Source organism: Streptomyces sp. CA-106110 (assembly GCF_050936285.1).
GTDB lineage: Bacteria > Actinomycetota > Actinomycetes > Streptomycetales > Streptomycetaceae > Streptomyces.
This window is the reverse complement of the sequence record NZ_JBNJNB010000001.1, coordinates 2,667,742-2,685,121: the sequence shown is the minus strand read 5'-3', so window position 1 is coordinate 2,685,121 and position 17,380 is coordinate 2,667,742. Positions and strand designations below refer to the sequence as shown.

Below are 17,380 nucleotides of genomic sequence, written 5' to 3'. Positions count from 1 at the left end.
CTGCAGCGATGCCTTCACGAGCCCCACAGGCGGATGCCGCGCAGGAGGCCCTGATGGCGGTCTTCAAGTCGCTACGCGCACTCAAGGACCCGGCCGCTCTGCACGGCTGGGTGCGCGCCATCGTCGTACGCGAGGCGGTCCGCACCGCGCGCCGCGCCGCCCGAACCGAACCGGCCGATCTCAGCTCGCTCCCCGCCCGTGGTGACCCCCAGCTCTCCGCGGACGTCAGGGACGTACTGGAACGGCTCCCTCCCGAGCACCGCGCGGTGCTGATACTGCGTAACGCCGAAGGCCTGGACGAGCGCACAGCCGCCGCCCTGCTCGGCGTGCGCACCGGCACCGTCAATTCGCGGCTGCACCGGGCCCGCGACACCTTCCGGAAGGCGTGGACATCATGAACGAGCACTGGCCCACCACCGACGTCGACTCCGTACGTCGCCTGTACGCCCTGGCCGCCGGCATCCGCAGCGCACACGTGACCGAGGCCCACGTCGACGCGACCTTCGAGCGGGTCTGAGCCCTGCTGGGTGACCTTGAGGGCGGGTTCGGACAGGTCGTGCCCGACATGGAGCGGCTGCGCGTCCTGCACCGGCAAGGCGAGCGCGTGGAGGCGCTGGCACGCAGCAAGTACGGGATGCGGGCTCGACTGCGCGGAGTGCAGCGGCCCGGCTGGTACTGGCTGCAGAGCAGGTTCCTGCTGATCGGGGTGGCGGCGGTACCCCAAGGCCCGGGCACGCGGGTCGCGTTCACCGGGGGCGTGCGCCTGCCGACCCGCGCCGCCCTGATCCCTCTGGGCGTACGCCGTGAGGGCAGCCGCAGCGTGAAGCGCCTGGCGACACTGCTGTGAGACGGAATCCGGACGTGAATTCATCGGACGCCAGAACGGCTTCCGTCCGATTCTGCGCTCGTCGCACATCACTTGGGATCCGGCCGAGATCCAGCCCGTTGGGAAAAAACTGTGTGTTCGCTGTGTATTCGCTGTGTGCGGCGGACTTATAGGGCAGGTAATGAACGGCACTTCGCCGATTGAAATGCCGCCGGGTCCGGTTAAAGGATTGCCCCGGGTCCGACAAGAATTTCCTTGAATCGGGGCACTTCAGCGGAGCGGGGGGCGTGCCGTATCGAAGACTGCTGTGCATGGCTACGACAGTCCTCAACCCCACCGTGCCCACCAGTGCCGATCGTCGCGCGTCATGGAGATCGCCGGTGGACCAGCCCGCGTACGCACGCCCCGCACTGCTGGTCATCACCGTGCTCGCCGCCGTGCTCTACGCATGGGGAATCAACCACAGCCAGTACCACACGTTCTATGCGAACGCCGTCCGCAGTATGACGGAGAGCTGGAAGGCCTTCTTCTACGGCTCTTTCGACCCGGGAAATTCCATCACGCTCGACAAGCTGCCGGGATTCCTGTGGCCCCAAGCGCTTTCCGCTCGTATCTTCGGATTTCATCCGTGGGCGCTGGCCCTTCCTCAGGTCGTCGAGGGCGTCGCGAGTCTGCTGGTCCTGTATCGGTTGGTACGGCGCTGGGCGGGGGTCAATGCGGCACTGATCGCCGTTACGGCGTTCCTCCTGACTCCGGTGGCCGTGGGGCTTTTCCGTACCGCTGTCGAGGACCCCGCCTTCACACTGTGCGTGCTGTTGGCTGCTGAGGCCACCCAGCGCGCCGCCCGGGACGGCCGGCTTGGTCCGCTGGTGCTGGCCGGAGTATGGGTCGGGATCGGCTTCCAGGCCAAAATGCTGGAGGCGTGGGCGGTGCTGCCCGCGCTCGCCCTGGTGTACCTGGCTTCGGCGCCGATCACCCTGCGGAAACGACTGGCGCACCTCGGCTTGTCCGCGGTGGTGATGACCGCCGTCTCGCTGTCCTGGATGCTCGCGGTCACCCTCGCCCCGGTCAAGGACCGGCCCTATGTGGACGGCACCACCAACAACTCCGCGTTCAGCATGGTGATCGGCTACAACTTCCTGAACCGCTTCTCCTCGCTCGGCATCAGCGCGGCCTCCACCGGCAGCGTGAGCGCGACGCAGGGCGGCGGTCACGGCCGACAGCAGGCGGCATGGGGCGTCGATCGGCATCGCGAGGCCGGCCGGGCGGGGCAGCCCGACCGGAACGGACCGTTCGGCGCGGGTCAGTACGGCGGGCACGGAAGCACCCAGTACGGCGGCAGTGGCGGTTACGGTGGCGCGCACGGCGGGAGTGCCGGGTACGGCGGCGGGCAGGGAGGTGCCCGGACGAGCGCAGCGCACCAGGCCGGTGGTGGCGGCTGGGGCGGTGGTCAGAACGGCTGGTCGAAGATGTTCGGCCAGTCTCTCGCCTCGCAGACCGGTTGGCTCTACCCTCTCGCCGCCATCGCCGTCGTCTGCGGTCTGATGTGGCGACGGGGCAGGCCGCGCACTGACCGGATCCGATCCGGATTCCTGCTGTGGGGCGTCTGGTTGACCACGTACTTCCTGGTGTTCAGCGCGGGCAGTGTCGGCGGCCACATGTATTACATGGGCGTGATCGCGGTGCCGCTCGCCGCACTCACCGGGGGCGGCATCGCGCTGATGTGGCGTGCCTACCGGGCCGGCGGCCGTCGTGCATGGGTGCTGCCGGGCGCAGTGGCCGCGACTGCGGCGTGGAGCGCGTACCTCGCTGCAGAGTTCCCGTCGTTCCTGCCGTGGCTGGCCTCAGCGGTGAGCGTGCTCGGCCTGGCTGCGGTCGTCCTGCTGGTGCTGGCCCGCCCCGGTCGAACCCCGTCCGGCGGCCGACTCGCACTCGCCGGTCTGGCCGCGTCCCTTGCGGCGGTGCTGATCGCGCCGAGCGCTTGGGCGGTGCAGGTGTTCAATCCCTCGTACGGCAGCTCCGGTATGGGCTCGGTCGGCCCGTCCGGGATGAACCGCGGTCACGGCTCGGCGTTTTCGGCGAGCGGCCGGATGGGCGGAGCGCGCTGGGGCGGCGGTACGGCTCGCGGCAACGCGGGGTCACGCGCCGGTATGGGCGGCTTCGGCAGCGTCGGCGAGAATGGCGGACTCAGCGCGATTCAGCGGAAGTTGCTCGCCTACGCCACCGCGCGCCAGGGTTCGGCCGCATACGTCTTCGCCACCACCAGTTGGAGCGGCGCGTCGCCGTTCATCCTCGGCACCGGTGCCCATGTCCTGCCGCTCGGTGGCTTCAGCGGCAGGGTGCCTTTCCCCAGCGAGACCCAGTTCCGGCAGCTGGTCGACTCCGGCAAGCTGCGGTATGTGCTGCTGGGCGGTGGCCGCGGCAGGGGAAACATGTTCGGCCGCGGCAGCGGGACGACGGCCACGGTGCAGATCACCGACTGGGTCCGGTCCGCCTGTGCGCGCGTCCCCGCTTCCACCTTCGGTGGCACGGACTCCCCGGGCACCACACCCACTCTCCCGGCCTTCCCGGGAAGGACTTACGAAGGCGCCACCGCCCAGACGCTGTACCGGTGCGCACCGGGCCACTGATCGCATGATGCGAGACCGGTTGGCCCTGGTCACCCCGCCGGCGCCGCTTACCTGTGAGGTCATCGATCCCTGCGCGTTCCCATGCCATCGTCTGCGGTGTACCGACCCGACCGACCGGAAGGACGCCATGCCTGCCTACGCCATAGCTCATCTGCAGGAGGCCACCCCACACCCGGAGATCGCCGAGTACATCGAACGCATCACCGCCACCTTCGAGCCGTACGGCAGCCGCTTCCTCGTTCACGCCTCGCAGCACGAGGTGAAGGAGGGCACCTGGCCCGACCACGTAGTGGTGATCGGCTTTCCCGGGATCGCCGCGGCGCGGGCGTGGTGGGACTCGCCGGCATACCAGGAGATCGCACCGCTGCGCTCACGGCACATCAAAGGCGACATCATCCTGGTCCCCGGCGTCCCCGAGGGCTACGACGCGGCTCCCACCGCGCAGGCCATGCGGGCGGGCCTCCCTGCCGAGGAGCCGTCAGGACGCGTCCGCTGCTGCCGGGGACGCGTCCTGACGAAAAATGAGCCCGACGATCTTCCCGTCCAGTCCGGCACGATCGCCGATTCACGTCTCAATGGGCCTCGCGCGGCAGGGGAGTTGTGGTCAGCAGACGGGAAAGCCGAAGGAGTATCCCTGCTGCTTCAGCCAGGGCAGGACCTCGCGCAAGGCGGCCACGGTCTGGGAGCGGTCCCCGCCCGCGTCGTGGAAGAGGATGGGCGGGCCGTTGGAGACCTCCTTCTCGACGGTGGCGACGATGGCGGCTGCGCCGGGACGCTCGAAGTCCTTGGAGTCGACGTTTCAGCCCAGCGGCCGCATTCCGTGGGATGCGGCGAGACGGCGGCTGTACGGGGTGAAAGCTGTGGGGGCTCGGAAAGTCATCGCCGCTGGTCGAGCGGCGTACCGGTACTGGTTGATGGTGCCGCCGAGGATGTGGGTGCGCAGGAGTCTGTGGCTGTCGAGGTCGTGGACGGTGGCGGGCTGCCGGGAGGCGTGAGGGGGCTCTGATCTCGGGCCCGGTGAGGTCGATGCGTGTTGTAGTGCCGTTCGAAGTCGGCGAGGACTTGCCGGGCGTGGGCCTCGTTCATGAGCAGGCCCGACGGCGCAGTCGCCCGCCAACGGGCCCTGGTACGGCCGGATTCATCCCTCCGGCGGGGTGCCGGGCACGAGGTAGGTCAGCACCCCCATGCCGAGGACGGCTATGCCGAGGAAGGCGGTGCCGCCGGTGCCCAGCGCCGTGCCCACCGTGGCGCCGAGGGCGAAGACGACGATCCCGCTCACCATGGCGACCACCGTGGCCACCAGCAGCACGACGTGCGAACAGGCGTGATCAACACGAGCGCGGCCGACTCACACTCGAAGGCGCTGGCTGCCTGCTGTCGTCGCTCCGCACGGAACTGTACGGCTGCCCTCGGACCCACAGGAAAACTCTTGGCGCAATCCCCTTCATATCGGCGGGGAACCGTCGTCAATTCTACGTCCCGGGACTGACACCCGGCGGGCTTCCCTGCGTACCCCGGTGCTGGCGGAGTCCGTCGCCACGTCTCGGTGGCGCTTCTCCTATGGCTGTGGCGCCTGGCCGAACGCGGCGGCCGCGCTGGTCGGCTGCGGTCCGTCCTTCTGGGAGAACTCGCTGACTCGCCAGCCGTCGTGGGTCCAGCGGACGGTCACGGTCATCTTGAAGGCTCCCCTCCCTGAAGGGAGGGGATTCTCCACCCTCCAGGGTTGAGCGGGGATTCACGGCTCAGGCCGCCTCTTGGTCCAGCGGACCAGGAGGTCTTACGCCCTCGGCACCGTCCGGGTTCCAACCTGCCCGGACCAGCATCACGCGGGCGGAGTTCTTGTCCCTGGGGGACACGGCTCCGCACGCGGTGCAGGCATAGGTTCTCATCGAGAGAGGGAGTGCGTGCTTGGTTCTCGCTCCGCACGTTGCGCAGTCCATCGTGGTGTGCGCCGGGTGCACGAGGCGGACGTCCCGTGCGTGCTTGCGGCCCATCTCGACCAGGGCACGCTTCGTCGCCGCGATGGCCGTGTCGGCCGCCTTGCGGGCCATCGTGGTTTTCGCGAGGAACTTCGGGCGGAAGTCCTCCACCGCAACCCCGTCATGATCACGCATCACGGACTTGGCCCACTTGCGGCCGGTGTCCTCCCGCTGCCGCGCGATCTTCTTGTGCAGCTTCGCGGCCTGTGCCTGCGCCTTCCGGTAGCCCTTGGATGCGGGCTGTCCTTTCGGTCGCCGGCGCCGGGCCATCATCCGCTGGTAGCGGGCGAGCCCCTGCGCGGCCCGCTTGCCGTGCTCGGCATGCGGGAGATCGTAGGCGTCATCCGTGGTGGTGGCCGTCTCCTGCACACCCCAGTCCACACCGAGCACGCGCCCCGTGGGAGCGAGCGGTTCGCTCTGCGCGGGGGCGACGAAGGACACATACCAGTGCCCGAGCGTGTCCTGGTACACGCGCACACTCGACGGGTCGGCCGGAAGGTCCCGCGACCACACCACGCTCAGCACGATCTGGCCCGCAAGGTGCAGACGACCGTCCTTCAGACGGAAACCCCGCTTCGTGTAGTTGAGGCTCGGCCTGGCCTCCCGCTTCCGCTTGAAGCGGGGCATCCCCGCCCGGCGGTGCTGCGCAAGCCCGTCCTTGACGTCCTTCAACGCCTTCGCCCGCGACTTGGCGAAGTCCCGAATCACCTGCTGCTGCGGCACCGAGGCACCCTCGGCCAGCCACGGCATCACCCGACGCGCCTCAGTCAGCATCCTGTCCAACTGCGCCGGACCACACGTCAGCTTCTCGCCGGACTCCTTGCTCTGCCGGTGGACCTGCTTGGACTTGGCCACGCATTCATTCCAGAGCCACCGGCAGCGATCCCACTCGGCTTCGAGTGCGCGCCGGGCTGTCTTCGACAGGCGTACACGGAAGGTGTACCGGGCATGCCCGGTGTCCTTCGTGGTCGCTTCTGTCGTCATGCATCCGAACCTACCTGGGAGGACTGACAGTTGAGAGTTCTTGACCGTTGTGGGCGGCATCACGGCCGTGCGGAGTGGACGCCGGATCGCCCTGACGGCGATCCGGCTGTCCCTGCCCTGCTCCGCAGGAGTCCGATTCCTCCCCGGCCTGAAGGCCGGGGCATCCTCGGAGAAAGCCGGTGAACCAGCTGCTCTTAACGGGGATCTGCTGCACGCCCTTACCCGTCAGTCCGAACAGTCCGGAGCACCACACGTCCACGGTGGCTTCCTCGGGACGGTAGGTGCGTACGACGGTCCCGGCGGGCATGGTGCGGCTGGACGACAGCCCCGGCTACGACCTCGGCGCCGACCTCGCCGGCGCCATGGAGAACAGCACGGACTGACGTCCTTCAAAACCGTCCACGTCACCAACTCGTCCTCGTCGAGGCAGCCGTCAAACTCGTAGTGCCGGTACCCGTCGCACTTGCCGGTGTAGCAGCCGCAGCCGGGGCACTCGGGGCAGATCATGGCCACCGTCCACCCGCACTCCCTGCACAGGAGTTGATATCGGGGGTTGGTGCTGCGGACGTGAGCGGCGGCCGCGTAGGTGCCGACGTCGCAGTACGTCTCCATGATCTCGACGAGGAGTTCCGTCTCCGGGTTCTCGAGGAGCTTCAGGGCGTCGGCCCACTTCAACCGAATGTCGGGGGCCAGGCGTTCCTGCAAGGCGCGGACATCGTTGGAGCGGCTGTAGTTGCGGGGCATGACGCCATCCCTTCGGCGCGCGATCCCATGACTCGCTGCACGCGGGCGGGTGTCAGCGGAGGTATGCCGTGAGAGCGGCTCGGCGCGGCGCACCTACGGATTAGCGCGATCAGCCATGGGCTGACGCCTCCGAGCCTTGAGTCGGGCTCACGACCAGGGGCCGCAACGCGACCATAGCGCAGCCCACCGACACGGCAGGGAACACGTCGCGACGGCCGGCCCGGGGGCACTAGAGTCGGCGCCATGACTGACTCCTCGGAGCAGATGAGTGCGGGCGAGACGAAGCCGACCCCGCCGCCCCCCTCCGACTCCGACATGCCGCCCCAACTCGAGGAGGTGCTTCGCGGGATGAGTCTGCGCGGCCCCGCGGTCAAGATGGGCACAGGTCAGACCGTCACCGAGGGGGGGCAGCCCGTCGCGGCGGCCTTGCCCTCGCGTGTCGACTGGGAGGGCAACGAACGTCCGGCCTTCGCTGCCGAGGTGGCTCGGGCCGAAGCCACTGCAGCCCGCATCCGCCGCGAGGTCGCCGAGATCCGCACGGCCGTCGAACGGCTCGCCGGCGGCAGCCCCTTGAATGCGGCAGTCGCGGAGTTCCTCACCGTCCAAGCGACGCTCCTCGAACGCCACGGCGGCACGGCGCAGCGTGCGGAGACCCTGAGCCGCTACGACGACACCCGCGAAGACCCCGGCGTGTTCCCCTCCGCGGCGCGCAGCGCCCTTCTGATCGCCCGCGCCGCCCTCGGCATTCGCTGAAGTCAGGCGGAGAAGGTTCTGCCGGGCTCGGTCGGGCCGGCTTCCTCTGCCTGCCGCTGCTGCTTCTCGGCCTTCTCCCGTCCAGCCAGGCTGACGCGAAGACCGCTGTCGGCGCCGTGGAAACCAACCAGCCGACGTCGGCGCGGGCTGTCCTCTACCTCGGGCAGCGTCGGAACCGAAGGACGTCGGCCTGCAGACCGAAGACGTCCTGACCAACGGCATGCCCTGGGACCTCGCCTCCGCGATCCACTTCCAGGTTAACCAGCGAGCAGCGGGAAACGGCTCCTTGATGCGGGCTGCCACCTCCGCGGTCCACTTCGCCGCCGCCGGCCAAGAGGCCACCATGAACGCGGCCCGCCGCATCGCTGCCCTCACCCATGGTGACCGCGCGGCCTGGGAAGGCACCGCGATCTTCCACGAACTCATCCGCGTCACGTTCGAGGGCACCGACCCCCTCACCGCGCTCCCGGACATCCTGACTCTTGTCCATCCCGACCACCGCGGCCGCTACGCCACAATCCTCGCGCCCGACTGGCATCCTGACCAGGCGACCGAGTTCAACGGCGCCGTCTGGCCTTGCCTGGGCTCCGCTGTCTGGGCCCTGCGCACCACCACCAGCTTCGAGGAGGCGATACGCGCGGCGATCGACCTCGGCGGTGACACGGACACTGTCGCCGCGGTGACCGGAGGCCTCGCGGGTGCGTATTACGGGCTGGACGCCATCCCCGCCCACTAGACCCAGCCGCTCCATGTCCCCCTCCCGGGATTCCATGGACGGGTGCTGCACCTTGCAGACCTGCTCCACCTTGCACACCGCCTCGCAGAAGGGTTGCGATGAGACAGGTGCAGTAGCCCGCACACGGTGAGCTGGTGGTGTGGGAGTCGCAGCCATCGTGCAGGGCGGAGGTAACCGGTTCTCACGAGGAGATGGTGGGATCACCCCGGAGGATCTTGTGGTGGGAGCCGTCCTTGGGCGATCACGACCGTATCGTCAGTGGTCAACTCCCCCCTCGGACACTCGCTATAGCGATACGCGGATGAGGGCCTCGACCTAACGGTCGCGGCCCTACCTGCATGTTCGTAGCTGATCGTGATCCCGAGCGCCTCGTAGAGCGGGCCCTTCCCCTCTGCGTCGACGGCGTGCACGCGTTGCGCGATGTCCCCGAGTCTCTCAGTGATCTCCCGGATCTGGCCGACGGTGAGCGGCGTTTCCTTCTTTCGAGTGGTGGCGGGTGGCGTTTCGAGCTCTTTGCGCGCCGTCTCCTTGTTCGCCTGTGGTAGCCGCTCTGATGCCTGGGGCTGCCGCCCTACGCCGGTCAGGAGACGTCGCGGACGGTGTTGCGAAGCGTACCGAGTTTGCTGACTTCGACTTCGACGACGTCACCGTCGACGATGAATCCCGGCGGCTCCATGAAGAGCCCGACACCGCCCGGCGTGCCGGTGACGATGACGTCGCCGGGGGAGAGCGGCGTGAACGCGGTGACGTACTCGATGATCGACGGAATATCGTTGATCAGGTCGGCGACCTTGCCGCGCTGGCGTACCTCACCGTTGACCCGGGTCGTAAGCTCAAGTTCGGTGACATCGCCGACCTCGTCGGCTGTTACCAGACAAGGACCGAAGCCACCGGTCCCCGGCCAGGTCTTGCCAGGCAGCCACTGACTGGCGGCACGCTGCCAATCGCGCACCGAGAAGTCGTTGTACACGGCATAGCCGGCGACGTGGTCGTAGGCCTCGGCCTTGGAGACCTGATGCGCGTGCTTGGAGATGACCAGAGCCACCTCGCCCTCGTAGTCGAACTGCGCGGAGTCCGCCGGCTTGAGGGCGTCCTCGCCATGCCCCATCTGGCTGTCGGCGTAGCGGGCGAAGACGACCGGGGCCTGAGGAGCCGCCTTGCCGATCTCCTCCTGGTGGGTGCGGTAGTTGACCCCGATGCAGATAATCTTGCCGGGCTCCGGGATGACCGGAGCGAGCCGCACATCACTGAGCGCCACTCGGCGATCGGTGTAGTGCGCCAAGGAATCGAGGGCGTCGGCTGCGATGGCCTCAGCGAGCGAAGGTGCTGTCGGGGTCGCGTCATAGAGGGTCTCGGCGTCGAGACGCCCCCAGGCGATGCTGTGGTCGGCGCGGTAGTAGCTGACGAACTTGCTCATCGGGTGCTCCTGTTCAGTGGTGGGCGAGAGTGCGGGATTCCGGAGTACGGATCAGTGCGTCGGGAGCGATCATCGATGAAGGCGCGGAGGCGCTCGACGACGCGTCGCTCGCCGGCGGAGTCGAATACCGCCGCGACGTAGCGGTCGGGACGTACCGCGACGAAGACCGGAAGAGTGCCGGCGCCGGAGGTGAGCACCGCGGTGGTCTCGGTGACCATGCCGTCGATCGGCTCGCCGCCCGGTGCGCGGACGCACAGCCGGTTCGCGCCGATTGCGTCCCAGTACGCATCGACCGCCGCGTCGGGCGGACCTCCGATCTGCAGCAGCGCCCACCCGCGCCCGAGGTGGGCGTCGAGTCCGCGTTCGGCACCGGTGGCGTCGTGTACGACCGGTTGGCTCAGGGCGCGGCCGACGGTCACGGTGTCGAGGGTGACGCCGTGGGCCGCAACGGCGACTCCGGCGGTGTAGTCGGGTGGTGCGATGAAGCGCATGTTGGCGAGGAATTCGCGTACGCGGGGGATCAGGCTGACCGTGCGGACGACGGTGTCGCGTACGCGCGTGACCACCGGGTGGGTCGCCATGACGACTGCGCCGATGCGGCGCGAGACCGTCACCATCGCGGCTCCGTGGGTGCGGCGCTCGACCTCGTACGAGTCCAGCAGCCGCTCGGTCGCGCGGCCGGTGATCGCCTCGATCAGCTTCCAGGTGAGGTTGGTCGCGTCGCGGATACCGGCGTTCAGGCCCTGGCCCGCGAACGGCGGCATCAGGTGCGCGGCGTCACCGACGAGGAACGTGCGCCCCGCGCGGTACGTCCGCGCGACACGCTGGTGGGCGATGTACACGACCGCGCGGCGCACGTCATCCGGCGTCAGCTCGGCCCGGAAGCGCGGCACGACCAGCTCGCGGATCCGCTCCGGCGTCGTCATCTCATCGGGGTCCTCGTCGTCGAAGAGCATGAACTCGATCCGCAGGCGTCCCTTGACGCCGGGCACGAGCACGTACGGCCGCTCCCCGTCGCCGTGGAATTCGGCGAACGGGTCCCGCGCGCGCGGCTCGTTGTGCAGATCGACGACGATCCACCGCTGCGGTTGGGTGGTACCGGCCAGATCGATCCCGACCGCCCGGCGGGTGAAGCTGCGTCCGCCGTCGGCGCCGATCAGCCAGTCGGCGGTCAGAGTCTGCGTCTTCTCTCCGATCGTCACGGTCACGCTGATTCCGTCGCTGTCCTGCGTGACCGCGGTCGCCTCGGCGTCGCGCAGGAACTCGAGCCCCTCGTGCGCGACTGCTCGCTCCCACAGCAGCCGCTCCAGGATCGGCTGGTCGAACTGGGTCTTGGCGGGATGCCCCAGCCGCGATGCGACCGGCCTCGCCTCGAGCAGGAGGCGGTCCCCGAGCCCGAAGTAGCGACTGCCGGTGTCAAGCAGGGACTCGGCCTTGAGCGCGTCGGCCACACCGAGCTGCTCAAGGGTGCGGAACGACTCGTCCTGGAGGCTGATCGCGCGAGGCAGGTCGCCCGGCTCTGTCTCCTTCTCCACGAGCGTCGTACGCACCCCCGCATCGGCGAGCAGGAGAGCGGCGACGAGCCCGATCGGACCGGCACCCACCACGAGCACGTCACGCCGCTCGGTCACGACGTCGCCTCCGGTCGTGGGCGGAGCGTGAAGTCGGTGTCGAAGTCGGCGCCCCGTGTCACCTTCCAGTACTCGAGATGGCTGTACGGCCATACCTGCGAGACCCGGCCGCGGGAGTTCTTGTACCAGGTGCGTACCTGCGGCTGCCCCCATGCACGCTCGGCATTGCCCTGGTCGATCCACGCGAGGAAGCGGTCCAGGGTCTCCTGCTTCACCTCGAGCGACGCCGTCCCGCGGCGCAGCATCTGGTGGATCGCCTCGGTGGTGAACTCGACCCCGCACTCGATCATGAAGTGGAACTGGCCGTGCACCACGTAGTTCGTGTTGGGTCCCTGGATGAGGAAGAGATTCGGGAAGCCGGGCACGGAGATACCGGCCCAGGCCGTCGCATCGCCGTTCCAGTGCTCCTTGAGTGTCTGCCCGGACGGCCCGGTGACCACGATCGGGTCGAGGTAGTCGGACGCCTTGAACCCGGTCGCGTAGATCACGGCGTCGACCGGGTGATGCTCGCCGTCGGCAGTGACGATGCCGTCGGACGTGAACCGCTCGATCGGTGAGGTGACGAGCTCGGCGTGCTCCCGGTGCAGTGCGCGCGCCCACACGCCGTTGTCGCGGAGCATGCGCTTGCCGCCGGGGGGATACGCGGGCACGACGACATCGAGCATGTCGGGACGGTCCGCCCACTGCTCGCGCATGATTGCGGTGAGTGCCTCACGCACCCGCAGGTTGGTTGCCGATACCGAGTCGGTGCGGTCCCACTTCGGATCGACCTTGACGGTGTGCAGCCGTCCCGTGCGCGCACCCCAGAACGCCTGGAAGCGGTACCACTGCCCGTAGTACGGGACGTGCTCGCTGAGCCAGGCCAGGGCCGGCGGTGTCGGGTCGTGGTAGTTCGGGGCGGGAACCGTCCACGGTCCGGACCGCTGGAAGACTTCGAGGTGGGCGACGCGGTCGATGATGCCCGGGACGATTTGGTAGGCGCTGGCGCCGGTGCCGACCACCGCGACGCGCTTCCCGGTCAGGTCCACGTCGTGGTCCCACCGCGCGGAGTGCATCTGCACGCCGCCGAAGTCGTCCTGTCCGGGGATCTCCGGGATGTTCGGCTTCTCCAGCTGCCCGGTCGCGGCGACGACGGCGTGGAACCGCCGGTACTGCTCGACGCCGTCGCGCCGTATGACGACCTCCCAGGTGGCCGATGCTTCGTCCCAGGTCATCGAGATGACCTCGGTGTTGAACTCGATGTGCTCGCGCAGCTTGGCACGATCGACGATCTCGACGGCGTACGCCTCGATCTCCGCGCCCTCGGCGTACGCGTTGGGCCAGTCGGCCCGCTGCGCGAAGGAGAAGCTGTAGCCGAAGGTCGGGGTGTCGAGACGTACGCCGGGGTAGGTGTTGGCCAACCAGGTGCCGCCGGCCTCGGGGTGCTTCTCGAACGCGACGAACCGTACGCCCGCCTGCTTGAGCCGGTACATCGCTGCGATGCCGCTCATCCCGGTGCCGATGACCGCGACTTCGAAGTCGCGGTCGGGTGCGACCTCGTCGATGTGCCAGGTCGGTGCTCCCGGACGCTGCGCGACCAGGTCGAGCTCGTGCATCATCAGTGCCGCATCCTCGGCACTTGCCCCGCCCGTGATGAAGTCGACAATGGTGCGTGCTTCCTCGGGCTCCAGCAGACGGGGCCGGGTGAGCCCCTCATCGCGGACGCGCTTGAGCGCGGACAGCGCGAGCTCACGCGCATGCGCCTGCGCGGCCCCGCTCATGCCGCCGTGCGCAGGCGGGGTCGTGTCGACGGGAGGAAGCGGGGGGCGCAGCTCCGCCGGGATCAGCCTGTGATCTCCGGTCAGAGCTGCCAGCGCCGTGAGCAGCGACGGCAGGTCGGCCTCTGCAACGATGCGTTCGAGGAAGACGTCGTCCTCCGTGATGGGCGTGTACTCGTCGCGCCAGTACACGTCGTCGATCTGGGCGACCTCGCTCGGGTCGGTCATCAGCCCTCCGTCGTGTTCGGGGGTTCTCTCGGGGATATGCCGGGATCACGCGATGCAGGCGGCCTCGAAGACCTTGCCGAGTACGTCGTCGAGTTCTTGGGCGAGGCACTCGGCGGCGATCACATGGTCGGGGCGGATGATGACGGCGCCGACCGGGCGTGCGTCGAACCAGGCCTGCAGGCCCGACTCGCCGCCGAGGTCGCCGATGACGGTGACGCCGGCCGCGGCCTGCTTGCGCGCCCACGGCAGCTGCACCTTCGGCACCACCTGCACGAGGCGGGCGCCGAGGCGATCGAGCACGGCGAGCCGCTCCGCGGACAGGAAGGCCCTCGGGTCGTTGTTCCAGGTGATCACACGCCAGCCCTGCCCGGTGGCCTCGTCGAGCAGCATCTCCACGCCGTCCGCGTCGGTGGCCTGCGGCTGCGGGAAGATCGAGCCGGCGAGACGCGGCACGTCGCGGGCCGGCAGCGTCTTGAACGCCAGCAGCGGCGTGTGCACCACGACGCCCTGTTCGAACTTCGGCTGGGGTTTGAACGCCTGCCGCTTCTGCGCCTCCCGCTCCTCGGGGCTGCGGTTGGCCGCGATCCGGTCGCGCTCGGCGGCCTTGACAGGATCGTGGTCCGTCATCTCCTTCGCCATCCCGAGGGAGACCGCCACCATCTGCCTGACGTGGCCGAGCCGCTCGGTCTCGTACGTATCCAGCAGCCCGTCCCCGGAGTGGCCCTTGACGACGGTGGCCAGCTTCCAGCCGAGGTTGAAGGCGTCGCGGATCCCGGAGTTCCAGCCCTGGCCGCCGACGACCGGCATGACATGGGCGGCGTCGCCGGCGAGGAAGATCCGCCCGTGCCGGAGCTGCCCCGCGATGCGGGCGTGGTGCCGGTAGACGCGCCGCCGGATGATGTCGAGTTTGGACGGGTCCGGCACGTGGGGTGCCAGCAGGCCGAAGACGTACTCGTCGTTGTCGACGTCGGCCTCGGTCTCGTCCTCGAAGAGCGTGAACTCCCAGCGCCGGATGCCGTGGGGCAGTGCGATGGAGGCGTAGCTGCGGGCCGGATCCCCGCCGAAGACGGCGTGCGGCGTGCCGATCGGGTCGTTGGCGACGTCGATCACGATGCCGTCGGTCGGCCGGGTCTCGCCCTCGAACGAGATGCCCAGGCGCTTGCGGGTGGGCGAGGCTCCGCCCTCGGCGGCGACCACGTACTGCGCACGCACCGTGCCGCCGTTCGCGAGGGTGGCGACCACGCCGTCCGCGTCCTCGACCAGGTCGGTGACCTTGACACCGAACCGTGCGGTGGCGTTCGGGAAGCGTTCCAGGCCGGCGAGCAGCACCTGGTCGACCAGCGGCTGCACGAAGCCGTTGCGCCGCGGCCAGCCGAACTCGCGCGTCGTCGGGTTCACTTCGGAGAGGATCATCCGGTCCCCGTTGACCATGTAGATCTTCTGGTCGGGGATGGTGTGGGGAAGCACCTCGTCGACCAGGCCCGCGGTCTGCATCGCGCGCAGTGCCTCGTCGTCGATGCCCACGGCCCGCGGGTAGTCGATGAGCTCGTGCTCCCGCTCGACGACCAGGACGTCGATGCCCTGCTGCCCGAGCAGGTTGGCCAGGGTCAGGCCGACGGGGCCCGCACCGACGACGAGGACGTCGCAAGCGGTGGTCATGAGTTGCTCCCAGTGGATCGTGCCGAGTCCAGCGCGGCGATGGTGTCGCCGAACGCGCGGTTCAGCAGGACGAGATCGATGCCGAGGCCCACGTAGTCGACAAGGCCGTCGGCGAACAGGCCGGCCACGTATTCCGGCCGGCCGGAGTAGATGCCGAGGGTGACGCCGTGCGCGGTCGTCACCTCGCGCAGGTACGCGATCGCCTCGCGCACGGGGCCGTCCTCCCAGTCGCCGCGTCCGGGCAGGCCGTGGGAGACGGCCAGGTCGGCCGGCCCGATGTAGACGGAGTCCAGGCCCGGGGTCGAGACGATCTCTTCGGCACGGTCGACGCCGGCCTTCGTCTCGATCTGGGCGATGGCGGACACCGCGCGGTTGCCGGCCTCGGTGTACGAGTCACCCGGGTACAGCGCCGGCCTGGACGGACCCAGGCTGCGGTTCCCGACCGGCGGGTATTTGGTGGCGGCGACCAGAGCCTCGGTCTGGGACCGGGACTCGACGGTGGGCGCGACGATGCCGCGGGCCCCGCTGTCGAGCAGCCGCAGGACGGGGGCGGGATCCAGCGAGCCCACGCGCGCGTACGCGTAGGCGTTGTCCCGCGGAATCGAGCGCAGGATCCCGCATGCCGCCTCGAGCCCCAGCTCGCCGTGCTGGAGGTCGAGGACCACCCCGTCGTAGCCGGCTGCCGCCGCCCACTCGGGCATCGCGAAGGACGGGACCGACTGGTGGTACAGGATGGGGTTGGCGCCGCCGGACGCTGCCTGCTTCACTGCGCCGACCCTTCCCGCCCGGCCAGCCGCGCGGCGTGCGCCGCGGCCGCCTTGCCGCCGAAGACCGGCACGATCTCGCGGCGGGCGAACCGCCATTGCCCGTCGACCTTCCGGTACCGCTCGCGGAACTCGCCGACCGAAGCGGGCTGCGTCTGCGGCTCGTTGGTGTCGCGGAACGTCAGGTACTGCGCCGTTCCCTCGACCTCCTCGCCGTCCCATACGAGGCGGATCCCGCCGATGAAGTGCCGGCCGACGATGTCGGTCTGCTTGGCGCGCTTGGCACCCCATGCCTTCATGGCCTCGCGGTCCATGTCACCCATCGGGCCGACCGAGACGCCGTCCTCGGTGTACAGCTCCCAGGTGGTGTCCGCCTGGTTGTGGTCGAGGCGGTAGAGCATCTCCGCGACGAGCTGCTCGATCTCGACGCGGGTGGTCGCGTCGACGGGACGGTAGTCGCTCATGTTCAGCCTTTCGAATCCGCGGTCGCGACCACGCGACCGAGTCCGGTGATGGTGGCGACGCACTCGACGTCGGCGGGCCACGGCTCGATGTAGCCGATGGACCCGGACAGCAGCACCTCGCCGGCGCGCAGCGGCTCGCCGGTGCGGATCGCGGTCTCGGCCAGCCAGATCACCGCGTTGACCGGGTCCTCGAGCACGTTGCCGCCGACGCCCCGGGTGATCTCGGCGTCGCCGCCCGTGATGACCATCTCCACCTTGGTCAGGTCGACCTCGCCGTACGGGTGCTGCTCCTCGCCGAGGACGATGCCGCTGCAGCCGGCGTTGTCGGCGACGGTGTCGACGATCTGCCCGACCGATCCGTCGTAGCGGAAGTCGACGACCTCGAACGCGGGGGTCACGTGGTCGATCGCGGCCTCGACGCTTTCGCGTGTGGCCTCGAGGATGTCGGTCCTCAGCACGAACGCGACCTCGGCCTCGATCAGCAGGTGGTTGTACCTGGAAAGCGGAAGGTGCGTTCCCGAGGCGTGCACCATGTCGTCGTGGATGATGCCGTAGTCGGGCTCGTCGATGCCCACGCGCTCCTGCACGAGAGGATTGGTCAGGCCGACCTTGCGGCCCACCCGCTTCACGCCCAGCTCGCGCTCGCGGAGGGCGGCGAACTCGGCGGAGATCGCGTAGGCCGCGTCGAGATCGCGCTCGGGGAGCCGGGGGCTCACGTACGGCACGGTGTACACGTCGCGCTTCGCCTCGAACAGCTCGCGCGCGATCTGGGTGATGGTCTCCTGGGCGACGCTCACGTCGGTCCTTT

At 69.2% G+C, this 17,380-nt stretch carries 15 protein-coding genes and 3 pseudogenes; 7 read left to right on the top strand and 11 right to left on the bottom strand.

All coding sequences use genetic code 11. The annotated features are described in order from the left end of the window. Window positions 1-8: 8 nt before the first annotated feature. From ACQEXA_RS12400 to ACQEXA_RS12380, 5 genes and pseudogenes are all read left to right on the top strand, one after another. Window positions 9-398: an RNA polymerase sigma factor gene (locus tag ACQEXA_RS12400; RefSeq protein ID WP_432934882.1), complete on the top strand. Its 390-nt coding sequence runs from the start codon at window positions 9-11 to the stop codon at window positions 396-398. Then, window positions 395-517, top strand: coding sequence for a hypothetical protein (locus tag ACQEXA_RS12395; protein ID WP_432934883.1), 123 nt, complete (start codon window positions 395-397; stop codon window positions 515-517). The genes ACQEXA_RS12400 and ACQEXA_RS12395 overlap by 4 nt, the downstream gene beginning before the upstream one ends. 39 nt (window positions 518-556) lie before the next feature. Further along, on the top strand, window positions 557-847 hold the full coding sequence (locus ACQEXA_RS12390) for a hypothetical protein (RefSeq protein ID WP_432934884.1): 291 nt from the start codon (window positions 557-559) through the stop codon (window positions 845-847). A 290-nt stretch (window positions 848-1,137) separates the two neighbouring features. Then, a complete protein-coding gene (locus ACQEXA_RS12385; protein ID WP_433129813.1) occupies window positions 1,138-3,456 on the top strand; it encodes an ArnT family glycosyltransferase in 2,319 nt (772 codons plus the stop codon). Window positions 3,457-3,583: 127 nt separating this feature from the next. Beyond that, a pseudogene (locus tag ACQEXA_RS12380) lies at window positions 3,584-3,925 on the top strand (DUF1330 domain-containing protein); the annotation flags it as partial. Between the two features lie 135 nt (window positions 3,926-4,060). Here ACQEXA_RS12380 and ACQEXA_RS12375 read toward each other — a convergent pair. From ACQEXA_RS12375 to ACQEXA_RS12360, 4 genes and pseudogenes are all read right to left on the bottom strand, one after another. After that, window positions 4,061-4,417, bottom strand: a pseudogene (locus ACQEXA_RS12375) (hypothetical protein); the annotation flags it as partial. Next, window positions 4,333-4,542, bottom strand: a complete 210-nt coding sequence (locus ACQEXA_RS12370; RefSeq protein WP_433129811.1) for a hypothetical protein — start codon at window positions 4,540-4,542, stop codon at window positions 4,333-4,335. The pseudogene ACQEXA_RS12375 and the gene ACQEXA_RS12370, both read right to left, overlap by 85 nt. A 52-nt stretch (window positions 4,543-4,594) precedes the next feature. Then, window positions 4,595-4,738: a hypothetical protein gene (locus ACQEXA_RS12365; RefSeq protein WP_433129809.1), complete on the bottom strand. Its 144-nt coding sequence runs from the start codon at window positions 4,736-4,738 to the stop codon at window positions 4,595-4,597. 460 nt (window positions 4,739-5,198) lie between these two features. After that, window positions 5,199-6,419, bottom strand: coding sequence for an RNA-guided endonuclease InsQ/TnpB family protein (locus ACQEXA_RS12360; protein WP_433129807.1), 1,221 nt, complete (start codon window positions 6,417-6,419; stop codon window positions 5,199-5,201). Between the two features lie 987 nt (window positions 6,420-7,406). Between ACQEXA_RS12360 and ACQEXA_RS12355 the strand changes: the two genes are divergently transcribed. Together ACQEXA_RS12355 and ACQEXA_RS12350 are read left to right on the top strand one after the other, a co-directional pair. Continuing rightward, a complete protein-coding gene (locus tag ACQEXA_RS12355; protein WP_432934889.1) occupies window positions 7,407-7,916 on the top strand; it encodes a hypothetical protein in 510 nt (169 codons plus the stop codon). Window positions 7,917-8,079: 163 nt separating this feature from the next. Next, window positions 8,080-8,754 (top strand): annotated as a pseudogene (locus tag ACQEXA_RS12350) (ADP-ribosylglycohydrolase family protein); the annotation flags it as partial. A 478-nt stretch (window positions 8,755-9,232) separates the two neighbouring features. Here the strand turns inward: ACQEXA_RS12350 and ACQEXA_RS12345 are convergent. From ACQEXA_RS12345 to ACQEXA_RS12315, 7 genes are read right to left on the bottom strand one after another with little or no spacing between them, the layout of a single operon-like run. Beyond that, window positions 9,233-10,069, bottom strand: coding sequence for a fumarylacetoacetate hydrolase family protein (locus ACQEXA_RS12345; protein ID WP_433129805.1), 837 nt, complete (start codon window positions 10,067-10,069; stop codon window positions 9,233-9,235). Then, a complete protein-coding gene (locus ACQEXA_RS12340) occupies window positions 10,066-11,700 on the bottom strand; it encodes an FAD-dependent monooxygenase (protein WP_432934891.1) in 1,635 nt (544 codons plus the stop codon). The genes ACQEXA_RS12345 and ACQEXA_RS12340 overlap by 4 nt, the downstream gene beginning before the upstream one ends. Beyond that, window positions 11,697-13,685 (bottom strand): flavin-containing monooxygenase, encoded by a 1,989-nt coding sequence (locus tag ACQEXA_RS12335; protein WP_432934892.1) that lies wholly within the window; start codon window positions 13,683-13,685, stop codon window positions 11,697-11,699. The genes ACQEXA_RS12340 and ACQEXA_RS12335 overlap by 4 nt, the downstream gene beginning before the upstream one ends. Window positions 13,686-13,730: 45 nt before the next feature. Next, window positions 13,731-15,344, bottom strand: a complete 1,614-nt coding sequence (locus ACQEXA_RS12330; protein ID WP_433129803.1) for a bifunctional 3-(3-hydroxy-phenyl)propionate/3-hydroxycinnamic acid hydroxylase — start codon at window positions 15,342-15,344, stop codon at window positions 13,731-13,733. Further along, a complete protein-coding gene (locus ACQEXA_RS12325) occupies window positions 15,341-16,111 on the bottom strand; it encodes an HpcH/HpaI aldolase family protein (RefSeq protein ID WP_432934894.1) in 771 nt (256 codons plus the stop codon). Before ACQEXA_RS12325 ends, ACQEXA_RS12330 begins: the two co-directional genes overlap by 4 nt. Continuing rightward, window positions 16,108-16,572, bottom strand: coding sequence for a nuclear transport factor 2 family protein (locus ACQEXA_RS12320; protein ID WP_432934895.1), 465 nt, complete (start codon window positions 16,570-16,572; stop codon window positions 16,108-16,110). Before ACQEXA_RS12320 ends, ACQEXA_RS12325 begins: the two co-directional genes overlap by 4 nt. Before the next feature lie 2 nt (window positions 16,573-16,574). Beyond that, entirely contained in the window at window positions 16,575-17,369 is a 795-nt protein-coding gene (locus tag ACQEXA_RS12315) for a 2-keto-4-pentenoate hydratase (protein WP_432934896.1), read from the bottom strand. Between the last annotated feature and the right edge of the window lie 11 nt (window positions 17,370-17,380).